This is a genomic window from Nocardia sp. JMUB6875 (assembly GCF_041154655.1).
Lineage (GTDB): Bacteria > Actinomycetota > Actinomycetes > Mycobacteriales > Mycobacteriaceae > Nocardia.
Genome location: NZ_BAAFGR010000194.1, coordinates 1 through 12811 on the forward strand (window position 1 = coordinate 1; position 12811 = coordinate 12811).

The 12811-nt window shown below is 67.1% G+C and carries 18 protein-coding genes; 10 read left to right on the top strand and 8 right to left on the bottom strand.

Annotated elements, in window-relative coordinates; all coding sequences use genetic code 11:
* Window positions 1-808: c-type cytochrome biogenesis protein CcsB (ccsB, locus tag ACAM49_RS33830; RefSeq protein ID WP_369639615.1), on the top strand; the 808-nt coding region annotated here is incomplete at its 5' end.
* Window positions 809-877: 69 nt separating this feature from the next.
* On the opposite strand, the gene ACAM49_RS33835 is transcribed toward ccsB, so the two are convergent.
* On the bottom strand, window positions 878-2440 hold the full coding sequence (locus ACAM49_RS33835) for a glycosyltransferase family 39 protein (protein ID WP_369639616.1): 1563 nt from the start codon (window positions 2438-2440) through the stop codon (window positions 878-880).
* Between the two features lie 279 nt (window positions 2441-2719).
* Here ACAM49_RS33835 and ACAM49_RS33840 point away from each other — a divergent pair, with 279 nt between their 5' ends.
* On the top strand, window positions 2720-3910 hold the full coding sequence (locus ACAM49_RS33840) for a Rieske 2Fe-2S domain-containing protein (RefSeq protein WP_369639617.1): 1191 nt from the start codon (window positions 2720-2722) through the stop codon (window positions 3908-3910).
* 90 nt (window positions 3911-4000) lie between these two features.
* Here ACAM49_RS33840 and ACAM49_RS33845 read toward each other — a convergent pair whose 3' ends face one another.
* Complete coding sequence (locus tag ACAM49_RS33845; RefSeq protein ID WP_369639618.1) at window positions 4001-4174, bottom strand: hypothetical protein; 174 nt, start codon at window positions 4172-4174, stop codon at window positions 4001-4003.
* Window positions 4175-4237: 63 nt separating this feature from the next.
* The gene (locus ACAM49_RS33850) at window positions 4238-4861 is read right to left on the bottom strand and encodes a TetR/AcrR family transcriptional regulator C-terminal domain-containing protein (protein WP_369639619.1); all 624 of its coding nucleotides are present in this window, start codon (window positions 4859-4861) and stop codon (window positions 4238-4240) included.
* Between the two features lie 112 nt (window positions 4862-4973).
* Between ACAM49_RS33850 and ACAM49_RS33855 the strand changes: the two genes are divergently transcribed.
* Entirely contained in the window at window positions 4974-5375 is a 402-nt protein-coding gene (locus tag ACAM49_RS33855; RefSeq protein WP_369639620.1) for a Dabb family protein, read from the top strand.
* A 93-nt stretch (window positions 5376-5468) separates the two neighbouring features.
* Here the strand turns inward: ACAM49_RS33855 and ACAM49_RS33860 are convergent, their stop codons facing one another.
* Window positions 5469-5657, bottom strand: a complete 189-nt coding sequence (locus tag ACAM49_RS33860) for a hypothetical protein (RefSeq protein ID WP_369639621.1) — start codon at window positions 5655-5657, stop codon at window positions 5469-5471.
* A gap of 102 nt (window positions 5658-5759) precedes the next feature.
* Entirely contained in the window at window positions 5760-5990 is a 231-nt protein-coding gene (locus ACAM49_RS33865; RefSeq protein ID WP_369639622.1) for a BldC family transcriptional regulator, read from the bottom strand.
* A gap of 221 nt (window positions 5991-6211) precedes the next feature.
* Here ACAM49_RS33865 and ACAM49_RS33870 point away from each other — a divergent pair, with 221 nt between their 5' ends.
* Together ACAM49_RS33870 and ACAM49_RS33875 are read left to right on the top strand one after the other, a co-directional pair.
* On the top strand, window positions 6212-6523 hold the full coding sequence (locus ACAM49_RS33870; RefSeq protein ID WP_369639623.1) for a DUF4229 domain-containing protein: 312 nt from the start codon (window positions 6212-6214) through the stop codon (window positions 6521-6523).
* Window positions 6520-7605: a PLP-dependent cysteine synthase family protein gene (locus ACAM49_RS33875; RefSeq protein WP_369639624.1), complete on the top strand. Its 1086-nt coding sequence runs from the start codon at window positions 6520-6522 to the stop codon at window positions 7603-7605. Before ACAM49_RS33870 ends, ACAM49_RS33875 begins: the two co-directional genes overlap by 4 nt.
* A 38-nt stretch (window positions 7606-7643) precedes the next feature.
* On the opposite strand, the gene ACAM49_RS33880 is transcribed toward ACAM49_RS33875, so the two are convergent.
* Window positions 7644-8528, bottom strand: a complete 885-nt coding sequence (locus ACAM49_RS33880) for a helix-turn-helix domain-containing protein (protein ID WP_369639625.1) — start codon at window positions 8526-8528, stop codon at window positions 7644-7646.
* 169 nt (window positions 8529-8697) lie between these two features.
* Between ACAM49_RS33880 and ACAM49_RS33885 the strand changes: the two genes are divergently transcribed.
* The 4 genes from ACAM49_RS33885 to ACAM49_RS33900 all read left to right on the top strand — a co-directional run bounded on the left by ACAM49_RS33885 (window position 8698) and on the right by ACAM49_RS33900 (window position 10305).
* Window positions 8698-8952 carry a hypothetical protein gene (locus tag ACAM49_RS33885; protein WP_369639626.1) on the top strand — a complete coding sequence of 85 codons (255 nt, stop codon included), beginning with the start codon at window positions 8698-8700 and terminating at the stop codon, window positions 8950-8952.
* A 97-nt stretch (window positions 8953-9049) separates the two neighbouring features.
* Entirely contained in the window at window positions 9050-9271 is a 222-nt protein-coding gene (locus tag ACAM49_RS33890) for a helix-turn-helix domain-containing protein (protein WP_369639627.1), read from the top strand.
* Window positions 9271-9861 (top strand): Clp protease N-terminal domain-containing protein, encoded by a 591-nt coding sequence (locus ACAM49_RS33895; protein ID WP_369639628.1) that lies wholly within the window; start codon window positions 9271-9273, stop codon window positions 9859-9861. Before ACAM49_RS33890 ends, ACAM49_RS33895 begins: the two co-directional genes overlap by 1 nt.
* Before the next feature lie 63 nt (window positions 9862-9924).
* The gene (locus ACAM49_RS33900; protein WP_369639629.1) at window positions 9925-10305 is read left to right on the top strand and encodes a phage holin family protein; all 381 of its coding nucleotides are present in this window, start codon (window positions 9925-9927) and stop codon (window positions 10303-10305) included.
* Between the two features lie 14 nt (window positions 10306-10319).
* On the opposite strand, the gene ACAM49_RS33905 is transcribed toward ACAM49_RS33900, so the two are convergent.
* On the bottom strand, window positions 10320-11195 hold the full coding sequence (locus ACAM49_RS33905; protein ID WP_369639630.1) for a 1,4-dihydroxy-2-naphthoate polyprenyltransferase: 876 nt from the start codon (window positions 11193-11195) through the stop codon (window positions 10320-10322).
* 60 nt (window positions 11196-11255) lie between these two features.
* Window positions 11256-11711: an SRPBCC family protein gene (locus ACAM49_RS33910; protein WP_369639631.1), complete on the bottom strand. Its 456-nt coding sequence runs from the start codon at window positions 11709-11711 to the stop codon at window positions 11256-11258.
* 208 nt (window positions 11712-11919) lie between these two features.
* Between ACAM49_RS33910 and ACAM49_RS33915 the strand changes: the two genes are divergently transcribed.
* The coding region (locus tag ACAM49_RS33915) for a BTAD domain-containing putative transcriptional regulator (RefSeq protein ID WP_369639632.1) at window positions 11920-12811 on the top strand (892 nt) is incomplete at its 3' end.

Below are 12811 nucleotides of genomic sequence, written 5' to 3' on the forward strand. Positions count from 1 at the left end.
GCCCAGGCGTTCCGGCAAGGTGGCCCCCCGCGCGCCCGGCCGCCCCTTCCCGGAACGCCTGGGCAACATGGCCTTCGCCGTCCTCTTCGTCGGCTTCGGCATCCACGCGGCGTCAATCGTCCTGCGCGGCTTCGCCACCCACCGCTTCCCCCTCGGCAACATGTTCGAGTTCATCTCGATGGCGACCGCCGCCGCGGTCGGCCTGGGCCTGGTCCTCCTGCGCGACCAGCGCTACCGAGGCATGTGGTCCTTCCTCCTGACCCCGGTCCTGATCCTGCTCTTCCTCGCAGGCACCAAACTCCACGTAGACGCGGCCCCCGTGGTCCCCGCCCTCAAGTCCTACTGGCTCCCCGTCCACGTAACCGTCGTCTCCATCGGCTCCGGCGTCTTCCTGGTCTCCGGCGTAGCGAGCCTGCTCTTCCTCTACCGAATCTGGCAGCCCGCAGGCCACGAATCCGACAACATCTTCGGCCAGCTGGCCCGCCGCCTCCCCGACGCCCAACTCCTCGACCGCCTCGCCTACCGCACCACCATCATCGGCTTCCCCATCTTCGGCGCCGGCGTAATCCTCGGCGCCATCTGGGCCGAAGCCGCCTGGGGCCGCTTCTGGGGCTGGGACCCCAAGGAAACCTGCTCCTTCATAGCCTGGGTCCTCTACGCCGCCTACCTCCACGCCCGAGCCACCTCCGGCTGGCGCGACACCAAGGCCGCCTGGATCAACATCGCCGGCTTCGTAGCCATGCTCTTCAACCTCTTCATCATCAACATCGTCGTCAGCGGCCTCCACAGCTACGCCGGCCTCAACTGACCAGGCTCTAGACCAAAGAAATGCCGCCCGCCCCTGCAAGGGGCGGGCGGCATTTTCGTTGTGCTGGAGTCAGATTCCGCTGGGGAAGGTGAGGGTTTGGAGGCTGGGCCAGGTTTCGGACCAGGGCTTCAGGGGGTCGTGGCAGATGTAGACGGTGATGAGGCGTTCCAGGCCGGGGAGGCCGTTGGGGTTGTTGATTTTGCGGAATTCGGTGGTGGTGGCGAATTTTGAGAGGAATTCCTTGTCGCCTACGCCGTCTACGGAGAGGTAGACGATGGTGCGGGCGGAGTCGGAGGGTGGGCCGAAGTAGCCGAAGCCTCGGTTGGGGCTGTAGACGGGGGGAAGGTTGTAGTCGCGGCCGAATTCCTCCAAGGCGCTGGCCTGGACGTAGGCGGCGGCTACGACCGCGGTGTTCTTGCGGTCGGATTCGGGGAGGGATTGGACGGCGTCGTTGACGGCGGCGGTGAAGGTGTCGTAACCGTCGGGGCCGAACCAGGATTCGCGCATCCAGTAGGCGGCCTGGTCGTTGATGGGGCTGGAGATCAGGCTCTTGGGGAGGGGGATGGCGATCATCCAGGCGGTGAACAACAATGCGGAGACCACGGCTAGGCCGTTGACCAGGCGGCGGTGTAGTTGCTTGGCCTCGACGGTGCCGAGAGCGTAGGCGCCCGCGCCGAGGAGGGCGGGCCAGAAGCCTGCGACGTAGTAGGAGCGGCCGTTTTCGACGAGGACCACGGCGACCAGGATCAGGCCCGCGACGAGGGCGAAACGGTAGGGGCGCAGGGCTTCCAGGCGGAACAGGCCCCACAGGCCGAAGATGCTGAGCAGGCCGCCGATCAGGCCGCACTGGACGGCGATCTCGATGGCGCAGATCAGCGGACCGGTGTTGGCGGCGTGCTGTTCCTGCGCGATGATCTCGGTCATCTGGGATTCCACCCAGCCGTGCTGCTGCTGCCAGATGATGCCGGGGACCATGGCCAGCACCATGATCAGCGTGCCGATGTAGAGCGCGGGGCGGCGCAGCACCTCGCGCGGCCCGGCCACCAGCACGCCGATGCCGAGCATGGCCCACACGCCGGGCACCATCCATTTGGCTTGGAAGGCAACCGCGGCCGCGACACCGGCGGCGATCAGCAGCCAGTCCTGGCGGGTGCGCACCCAGCGGATCAGCAGGAAGATGATCAGCGCCTGCAGCGGGATGTCGAAGGTGAGGGTGATCAGCTGGATCTGGTCGAAGGCCAGCGGTGAGACGGCGTAGGCCAGGGCGGCCAGGATCTGATACCGCGCCCCCGCGCCGAGTTCCCGCGCGGTGGCGGCGGACAGCACGGCCGCGGCCGCCATCAGGGCCAGCGCCGGAATCCGCAGCACCAGCACCGAACCCGGCGCGATCGAATCCATCAGATGCGCGACGAACGGCGCGAGCGGTCCCTGATCCGGGTAGGCCCACGCGAGCCGCCGTCCGGCCGCGACGAAGTACAGCTCGTCGCCGAAGTAGTTGATCCGCGCCGCGGCGATCCCCATGATCGCGGCGAAGCCGAAGGACACCGCCAGCACGCCCTTCCAGGCGAACGGCGCCCGTTCGGCGGCGGGTTCGACGGTGCCCTGTTCGGGCACCGTACCGGTGGTGGCCATCTTTTCCCTCCCGAGAACGCGAAAACGCCCGGCGAAACCGAATTTCGGCTGGGCCGGGCGTCGATCAGGCTGAAGAATATCCGGTCTTTGCTGATCGGTCGCCCCCGGCGTTTGGGGGCTTGCCCCGGCAGTCCCCATCGGCCGTGCGCTGGATCCCGATCAGCGGTGCGGCCGGGACATCTTTTTCCCGGGGGCCTACCCGTGAGTACCGGACGCGTTGTACCGTATTAAGCGTCCGTGATTAGAACACGTTCTAGTTTTTCGATGGGGAGGCTCATCATGGCAGTGGCGCCACAGGGTCGGGTCGGTAAGGTCCGCGAGATCGATGTGGGTACCGCACCGACCCGCTACGCCCGGGGCTGGCACTGTCTCGGGCTGGCCGAATCGTTCCGCGACGGCAAGCCGCACCAGGTGTCGGCGTTCGGAACCAAGTTGGTGATCTTCGCCGACAGCAAGGGCGAGCTGCACGTGCTCGACTCCTACTGCCGCCACCTCGGCGGCGACCTGAGCATGGGCGAGATCAAGGGCGATTCCATCGCCTGCCCGTTCCACGACTGGCGCTGGGGCGGCAACGGCAAGTGCACCGGGATCCCGTACGCCCGGCGCGTCCCGCCGCTGGCCCGCACCCGCTCGTGGATCACGTTGGAGCGCAATGCCCAACTGTTCATCTGGCACGACCACGAGGGCAACCCGCCGCCGGACGAGGTGACGATCCCCTACATCGAGGGCCCGTTCACCAATGCCGACGGCAGCGGCTCGGAATCGCTCGCCGACGGCTGGACCGACTGGACCTGGGAGTCCATGGTGATCGAGGGCTCCAACTGCCGCGAGATCATCGACAACGTCGTGGACATGGCGCACTTCTTCTACATCCACTTCGCCTACCCGACGTTCTTCAAGAACGTCTTCGAGGGCCATGTCGCCACCCAGTACCTGGACTCCACGGCCCGCCCCGACAAGGGCATGGCCACCCAGTACGGCGGCAATTCGACGCTGAAGTCGGTGGCCTCCTACTTCGGCCCGTCCTACATGGTCAATCCGCTGATCAACAACTACAGCGGTTTCGAACTCGAGACCGTGCTGATCAACTGCCACTACCCGATCTCGCAGGACGCCTTCGTGCTGCAGTACGGCATGTCGGTCCGCAAGCCGACCGGTATCGACGATGCCGCCGCCGATCGGATCGCCGCGAAGATGACCAAGGGCATCGGCGAGGGCTTCCTGCAGGACGTCGAGATCTGGAAGCACAAGTCCAAGATCGAGAATCCGCTGCTCACCGAGGAGGACGGCCCGGTCTACCAGCTGCGCCGCTGGTACGAGCAGTTCTACGTCGACGTCGCCGACATCGACCCGAAGTCGGTGCAGCGCTTCGAATTCGAGGTCGACACCACCAAGGCCAACCAGGCATGGGAGGCCGAGGTCGCCGAAAACCTCAGGCGCAAGGCCGAAGAGGACGCGCTCAGCAACTGACGCGCGCGATATGCCGGGGCGGAGAGGGTGAAACCTCCCGCCCCGCAGTCATTTTCGCCGCGCGGCAGTCGATCCCGTGCGTTACGAAGGCTAGGCGTCGGCCATGAAATCGAGGCGCGTGGGCGCTTCGTAATCCCCGCCCGACTCCTGCAGGATCAGGTTCCGGTCCGATAGTTGATCCCGGCGCTCGGCCCGGCGGGCCGCGGCCTGCTCGTTACCGGCCTTGCGGCGGGCATCCTGGGACAGATTCTGTTGACGCTCCATCGTGGTACCTCCCGAACGGGAACCGCTGTGGAACAAGACTTGCCCAGTATGACCCCGGAATCCTCAGGCGCGATAGGCGCGCAGGAAGGTGTCGGTGGCCGCATCGGCGACGGCCCGCAACTCCGCCGCCGGGACGGTCCGGCCGCCTTGCCGCGAACGGATTTCCAGCGGACCGCTGAGCAGTGCGAGGAACTGTTCGGCCGCGACATCCGGGTCGCCGTGCCGTAGCCGACCGGCGAGGGCCAGGCGGGCGAGCCGGTCGGCGAGGGTTTCGCGCAGCCGGATGGTGGTGCGCGCCAGCACGGTATCGACCAGGTCCGGGAAATCGGCGGCCTGCGCGTAGGTGAGCCGGTGCAGGGCCAGGGCGCGGTCGTCGGAGCAGGCACGCAGCAGCAGGAGGGCGGTCTCGCCGACGGCCGCGTCGAGCTCGCCGGGTTCGCGCAGCGGTTCGAGCGCGGTCAGCGCCTGCTCGCCGACGGTCTCCGCCGCGGCCGAAATCGCCTCGCGGAACAAGGTTTCCTTGTCGGTGAGGTGGTTGTAGACGGTCGGCTTGGCGACCGCCGCCGCATCGGCGATCTCCTGGACGCAGGCCTGCGCGTAGCCGCGCCGCGCGAAGACGGTCAGCGCCGCCTCGAGGATGGCCCGCCGCTTGTCGATCCGGCCGCGGCTCGCCTTCGCTGTGGTCACCGGTTCATCTTACCCAGTCGTTCGTCCTATTGAACTCATGCGTTCAATATTGTCTACTTGGACTTGCTGGTATCGAAAATTGAACCAGTTAGTTCAATTCAAGGAGTTTGGCATGATCGTGCACGTACTACGGTTCCGCTTCCGCGACGAGACGACCGAGCAGCAGCGAGACGAGGTGCTCGCGGCCATGCGCCGCACGGCCTCGGTGGATTCGGTCAGCTTCTCGACCGTCGGGCAGCACCTCGGTGATCCCGCGGAGGGGCTGACGCACGCGTTCTGCGTGGGCATCGCGGATCTGGCGGCGCTGGAGCGCTATCTACACGACCCGGTGCATCTGGCCGGGGACCCCGAGATCGCCCCGCATTTCGCGAAACTCGTGATTGGACCGGACATTTCGGATGATCCGGACCCGGAGCTGGCCGCCAAGATCGAGGCCCTGCATCGCCGCAAGGTCGAGCTGTACCCGGAATGGGAAGAACTGATGGCGACCATCCCGGAACTGGTGTTCGCCTGAGAGACGACGCGTCCCCCGCGGGTGCGCTGGCGCGATTCCGCGGGGGACGGTCACATCTGTCTATTGGCTAACTGGTTGGCGAGCTTCGGTAATTCAGGTGGATTCGCCGTCGCGATGCTCTCGCGACAGCTTGGCGAGGAAATCCGGATCGTCCTCGGGACCGATGACGCGGTTGCGCCGGGCGGGTGCTGGGCCGATGCCGGCCGATCGCTGGGGGCCGAAAGCCTTCCAGCACAGCATCGCGATCGCCACCACCGCGATGAGTGCCAACAGGTACGTCACGTCGCTCACCTCCTGACAACGAGGGTAATCCGAGTGCGTACCCGGGGCACGTGAAGCGGGTTGTAAACCCTGAAATGCGGCAAACCCTGAAATGAATGGGTGTTACACGCGGGCCTCGGTGGTGAGGGACCGCAGGAGTTGCATGACTTCGGATTCGCGGAACCGGCGGTGGCCGCCCGGAGTCCGCAGGGAGCCCAGCCGACCCGCGTGAGCCCATCGGGTCACGGTCTTCGGGTCAACGTGGAACAGGGCAGCGACTTGGCCAGGGGTGAGCAGAGTGTCCTGGCCGTTGACGGAACCCAATGCGCGGCTCGCCGCGGTGAACGCAGTCATTCGCAAACCTTTCCGTTTCGACAGATCCCTCATCAGTAGCGACATCGTTGCACCGCGACCCCCGGGTGTTCGAACGGTCTCGCTTTGGTAAAGGGGGAGTAATAGACAAAACGGATATCCGTTATGTGTTTACAGTCACGTTTGACCTCGCCCCAGCGAATCTCCAGCGACCTTTCGGGCCACCGGCGGCGACCGCCGTCCGGTCACCTACGCTGTTCTGCGTGAGTGACGCAACCCCGACCCCGAGTGCGGGCCGCCGCCTGGCCCGAAACCTGGCCCTCTACACGGTGGCCCGGCTCGGGCTGGTCGCCGTCATCACCGCGATCATCATGGGTGTGGCCGCGGCCGTGCAGGTTTCCATCCCGCTCATCGTCGCGCTGCTGTTCGGCCTGCTCATCGCCATGCCGCTGTCGCTGCTGCTGTTCAAGAAGCTGCGCGCGCAGGTCAACCGGGACATCGCCGCGGTGGACGCCAAGCGCCGCAAGGACCGTGAGCAGCTGATGTCGCGGCTGCAGGGCAAGGAAGAGCAGTGAAGCGCTGCGATCGCAGCGCACCCCGGGACTGGGTCGACAATGCCGTCCGGCTCATCGACGCCGACACCCAGCGCAGCGCGGATACGCATTTGCTGCGCTATCCCCTGCCCGCCGAGTGGGGCATTCAGCTTTATCTGAAGGACGAATCCACACATCCGACAGGCAGTCTCAAACACCGCCTGGCGAGATCGCTGTTCCTGTACGCCATCTGTAACGGCTGGGTCACCGAAGGCACCACGGTGGTGGAGGCTTCGTCGGGTTCGACCGCCATCAGCGAGGCGTATTTCGCCAGGATGCTGGGCCTGGACTTCGTGGCCGTGGTCCCGGCCAAGACCTCGCCGGAGAAGCTCGCGCTGATCGAGGCGCAGGGCGGGCGGTGCCATCTGGTCGAGCGCGCTCCCGATATCTATACCGAGGCAGCGCGTTTGGCGGACGAGACCGGCGGCCACTATATGGACCAGTTCACCAATGCCGAGCGCGCCACCGACTGGCGCGGCAACAACAACATCGCCGAATCCATCTTTCAGCAGATGACTTTGGAGACGCACCCGGTGCCGGAGTGGGTCGTGGTGGGCGCGGGCACCGGCGGCACCAGCGCGACCATCGGCCGTTACCTGCGCTACAAGCGGCACCCGACCCGGCTGGCCGTGGTGGATCCGGAGAATTCGGCCTTCTACGGCGGCTACGAGGTCGACGACCTGGCATATCAGACCGGAATGCCTTCGCGGATCGAGGGAATCGGGCGTCCGCGGGTGGAACCGTCGTTCGTGCCGACCGTGGTGGACTGCATGATCGAGGTGCCCGACGCGGCCTCGGTGGCGACCGCCCGGCATGCGGGCGAGGTGCTCGGCCGGCGGGTGGGCGGATCCACGGGCACCAACCTCTGGGGCGCCTTTGCCCTGATTGCCGACATGATCGCGGAGGGGCGCACCGGCAGCGTGGTGACGCTGCTCTGTGATGGCGGAGACCGTTATGCCGGAACCTATTTCAATGACGAATGGGTTGCCGACCAGGGGCTGAGCTTGACCGAGCCGGCCGCGGTGCTGACCGAATTCATCGCCACCGGTACTTGGTCGGGCTAGTTTTCGCACGGCACGACGGGTCGGCTGATGACCGTCGATCACCCATCTTTGCGATTGCCATATATTTGCTGTAGGGGTTTTGTCGGGGTCGGGTCGTTAGCTAAAGCAGTGTGTTCCGGTCGCACCGGTCGGTTTTGTTGGCCCGAAGTGGTGTTAATAGGGCTTGACGATTCGGGCCGCTGACGCACCACCGGACGGGTCACCGCGGTGGGCCGATCCACCGTCGCGCCGAGCACCAGCATCCACGACTGCAATGTCGACTGGGTGCGCCACATATTGATGCGCAACTCGGTGATGGCCAGCGTCTGCGGGTCCCGGACCAGCTTGATGAGATTGGCGCGCTCGGTCGCGACCGAATCGGAGCGCCACATGAGCGCGAAGTCCGGATCGGTCAGGCACTTCTCCAGGATCTGCCCGCCGCGCTCGTTCTCGCCGCTGCGGGCCAGCTGCAACCGGAACCGGCCGGCCGCCATGCGGATCTCGCTGTCCCAGTTCACCATGACGGTGCGCGAGATCGGATTGAAGATCAGCCATTCCAGGTAGTTGGTGCCGGGGTCGAGTTCGGGGAAGTACTGGCGGTGCGCGGCATTGGCGGCCACGATGTCCCACAGTTCGGTGGTGTAGGCGCCGATGGCCGGATTGAGCAGATCCAGGTACTCCTGATCGGCCGGGGTGGGGTGGTCGGCCTCGACGCGCGGCAGCGGGCCCTCGGCCAGCACCAGTGAGTACTCGAACTCGGCGGTCGGCAATTTCAGTGCGGTGCCGAGGGATTCGATGACGCGGCGCGAGGGATTGGCGCCGCCTTCGATCTTGGTGAGGTAGGGCACCGAGAGGTTGGCCAACCAGGCCAGCTGTGGACGCGTGAGGTTCGCGGTGGTGCGGCGCTGGCGAATGTACTCGCCGAACGTGGGAACTCCATCCATTACTTAGGCTGACCTTACTTGTATGGCCGTCGGGTACACGCGTGGTTGCCCACGGATACCCGCTCGGTCTCCGGGCGGGAGGCCGATCGGTAATCCGTTCTGCTCCAATAGTTTGAGACAACAACAAACGGGAGTGAAATTGGGGCAGCAACCGCGGCCGGTTTTGGATGTGAACGTCACAGTCGGACCCTGGGTGATCACGACGGCGCGCGGCACGGCCGCACCGTCGGCGTCCGTCGGGCTCGGCAATGCTTGGGAGCCTGCGGCTTTCGGGCTTTATCAGGATCGTGACGGGGACATCTGGGAGAAGGCGCCGAGCGGCTGGCGGCTGTGCCTGCAGGCCGGAGTGCCGGTCGACCCCGAAACCCATTGGGGCTGGGCTGAAGTCGTGCGCGAGTACGCCCCGTTCACCGCCTGGGGATAACCCCCCGCCGTCGGCCGATGTCCGCTGACGGCGAACGCCCTTTCTTTCGTGTCAATTTTCGTTGACGCGCCGCGAATGTCAACGTAAATTGACACTCATGAGTGAAGCAACGACTCTGGCGGCCGCTGCCGGCAGCCCCGACCCGCAGGTCGGGCTCCGCGCGGTGCTGGCGCTGCGCCGGTTGCTCGAGCGGCTCGAGGCCATTCAGGTCGCCAATGCCCGCAAGCAGGGCTGGTCCTGGCAGGCCATCGCGGACGCGCTCGAGGTCAGCCGGCAGGCGGTCCACCAGAAGTACAACCGGAAGGGCGGTATCCGCTGATGTTCGAACGATTCGACAAGGCGGCCAAAACGGCGATCGTGATGGCCCAGGAGGAAGCGCGGGACCTGTGCTCGTCGACCATCGAGGTCGAGCACGTCCTGCTCGGTCTGCTCGCCAGTCCGGACCAGGGATTGCGGGAGATCCTCGCCGCGCACGGCCTCACCGCCGACGGCGTGCGAGCGGCGCTGGCCCGCAAGCGGACCGGTGAGCCGCTCGGCGAGGAGGACGCGGCGGCCCTGCGTTCCATCGGCATCGACCTCGACGCCGTGCGCGAGAGCCTGGAGGCCACCTTCGGGGAGAACGCCCTCGACCAGGCGGCCGTGCCCGCCGAGGGCTCGCGCTGGTCCAAGTACTGGGGTTCGGAAGGCGGCCCGCGCGGCCACATTCCGTTCACCAAGGAATCGAAGAAGATCGTCGAGCTGTCGCTGCGCGAGGCGCTCACCCGCGGGGACGACCGGATCGAGGCCGCACACCTGATGCTGGCCGTGCTGCGCGCACCCAACCCCGTCACCCAGCGCCTGCTCGGGGACGAGGGCGCGCGGCACACCCTGCGCGACGCGGTGACCGGCTACCTGGACCGCGCGGCCTGACCGGGTCCGCGCCGCGCGCCGGATGTCCGGCCTCCGCGATGATCTCGCCCTACGATCGGGGGCATGACGCTCCTCATACGTCTGCTGATCAACGGGGTGGCCATCTGGCTGGCCGCCGCCTGGGTGAACGGCATCGAGATCAAGACCCCCGAAGACACCACCCAGAGCAAGATCCTGGTGATCGCCGCCATCACCGTCGTGTTCGCGATCGTGAACGCGTTGGTGAAACCGATCGTGAAGGTGCTCTCGTTCCCCTTCATCGTGGTGTCGCTGGGCCTGTTCCTGCTGGTGATCAACGCGCTCATGCTGTGGCTGACCGCGAAGATCACCGAGACCACCGATTACGGCCTGCGGGTGGACGGCTTCTGGGCCGCGGTGCTCGGCGGCATCATCATCTCGCTGGTGAACTGGGTGCTCGGCATCCTGGTTCCGGACGAGGATTAGCCGACGACCGAGGGCTAGAGCCCCGAGATCGTCAACGCGATGGCGGTCAGGACCGACCAGACCAGCATCGCCAGACCGGTACCGGCAAGAGCGGGAATCAAACCCGGCCCGCCCTTGCCGGACCGCACCGGCTCGTTGGCCTTGAGCGCGAGCGGCAGGGCGAGCAGCCCGGCCAGCGCCCACGGCGTGCGCGCCACCAGCACCAGGCTCGCGACGAACGGCACCGCCAGCAGCACCAGATGCAGTGTGCGGGTGCGGGTGTCGCCCAACCGTACGGCCAGGGTGAGCTTGCCGGATTCGGTATCGGTCGGGATATCGCGCAGGTTGTTGGTGACCAGCACCGCGCTGGAGAACGACCCGATCGCCACCGCGCAGGCCAGCCCGGCCCATTCGATCCGCTCGGCCTGCACGAACTCGGTGCCCAGCACCGCCACCAGGCCGAAGAACACGAATACCGCGATCTCGCCGAAACCGCTGTACCCGTACGGGTTCCGGCCGCCGGTGTAGAACCAGGCCCCGGCCAGGCAGGCCGCGCCCACCAGGATCAGCCACCAGGCGGTGGTGGCCACCAGCACCAGGCCGATCACCGCGCCGAGCGCGAGGCAGCCGACCGCGGCATTGCGGACCGCCGCCGGGGCGGCCAGCTTGGAACCGACCAGCCGCAGCGGGCCGACCCGCTCGTCATCGGTGCCGCGAATGCCGTCGGAGTAGTCGTTGGCGTAGTTGACACCGATGATCAGGGCCACCGAAAGCAGCAGGCAGAGTACCGCTTTCCACCACACGAACCCCCCGATCGAGGCGGCCGCCCCCGTCCCCGCCAACACCGGGGCGATGGCGTTGGGCAGGGTGCGCGGCCGCGCGCCCTCGATCCACTGCGCTGCTGTAGCCATGCACCGCAGCCTAATGCGATCTCTTGCGGCCGCGCCTGTCCGAGTCGGCCAGTGTTCGGGTCAGGCCTCCGCGGCGGCCTTGAGCTGGGCCAGTCCCTTCTCGAAGTCCTTGCCCACCAGGCGATCCATCGGCACCAGCTTGCCGAAGAGCGCCATGAGGCCGTTCTGCTCGCCGGTCATGCGCCAGGTCACCGCCGTGGTGTCGCCCGCCGGGCGGAATTCGAAGCGGACCTGGTTGGTCGCCTTGAAGGGCTTCTCGAAGTGCAGCTTGATGCCGATCTCCTCCGAGGTGGCGGAGGTGATCTCCATATCGCCGCGACCGGCCTTGCGATTGCCCTTCCAGAAGTAGCGGGCCCCGATGCCGCGATCGGCTCCGCTGTACACGCGTTCCATGGCGGGATCGGTGTCCTCCCAGGGCGACCACTTGCGCCACTGATGGAAGTCGTCGATGAGCGCCTGCACCTGCACGGGATCGGCCTTGATGACCGTTTCCCGGTGAATGTCGAATTCGGCCATGGCATGAGCCTAGGCCCAACCGGACGCCGATGGCTCCGCCTCGGCAAATCCGGTTGAGCCGTGGCGGTCCCATCCGGTAAGCCGGGTCCGGGCACATCCGGCATCGGCTCGTTCGCTCACCTACGATTGGCAAGGAATGAACTCGGAAAAAGGCAGTTCGAGCAGCACGGGAAGCGCGCGGACCGTGGACGCGGGCGACTCGACCCCGATGGCCCTGCTGGATGACATCACAGTGGCTCTGCTGGGCGAGATCGCGGTGCGCCGCGACGGTGCGCTCGCCGCCGTACCCGGAGCCCGGGCCCGGTTGCTGGTGGCGGCGCTGGCCATCCACCCCGGCCGCAGCCGCAGCGCGCAGTCGTTGATCGACGAGGTCTGGGGTGAGGATCCACCGCGCTCCCCGATGAACGCGCTGCACACCCAGGTCTCGCGACTACGCTCCGCGCTGCCCGAGGGCGCGCTCGAAATCGGCCCGGCCGGATACCGTCTCGTCCTCGCCCCCGAACAGGTCGATCTGACCCTGGCGCAACTGCTGGAAAAGCAAGCCCGGCAAGCTCGAGCCGCCGGGGACGGGGTGGCCTGCCTGGAAGCGGTGACGGCGGCCCGCACCCTCTGGCGCGGCGAACCCGCCGCCGACCTCCCGCCCGGCCCGGTCGCGGAGGAACTCACCACCCTCGCCGCCACTCGCCGCCGCGCCCTGGACGCGCTGGAGCTGGCGGCCCGCGAAGCCGTCGGCGATCTGCCCGCCGCCATCGAACTCGCCGAGCAGGCCGTCGCCGCCGACCCCTTCGACGAGCCCGCGCACGCGACCCTCATGCGACTGCTCGCCACCGCCGGCCGGACCAATGAGGCCCTGGATGTCTTCGCCACGGTGCGCACCCGGCTGGTCGATCAGCTCGGCGCCGATCCGGGTCCCGCGCTGGTGGCATTGAATACCGCCATCCTCCGCGGCGAGCCGCTGCCCGGTCAGCCGACCGCGAGAACGGCGCGTGGGGCGAGGCCGGGTCTCCCCGCGGGGTCGGCGAATGGTGCTGCCGCGCAGTCGGATTCGACGGCGCCACCCGAGCTGACCGTGGTCGGCCCCGGAACCCGCCCGCCGGATG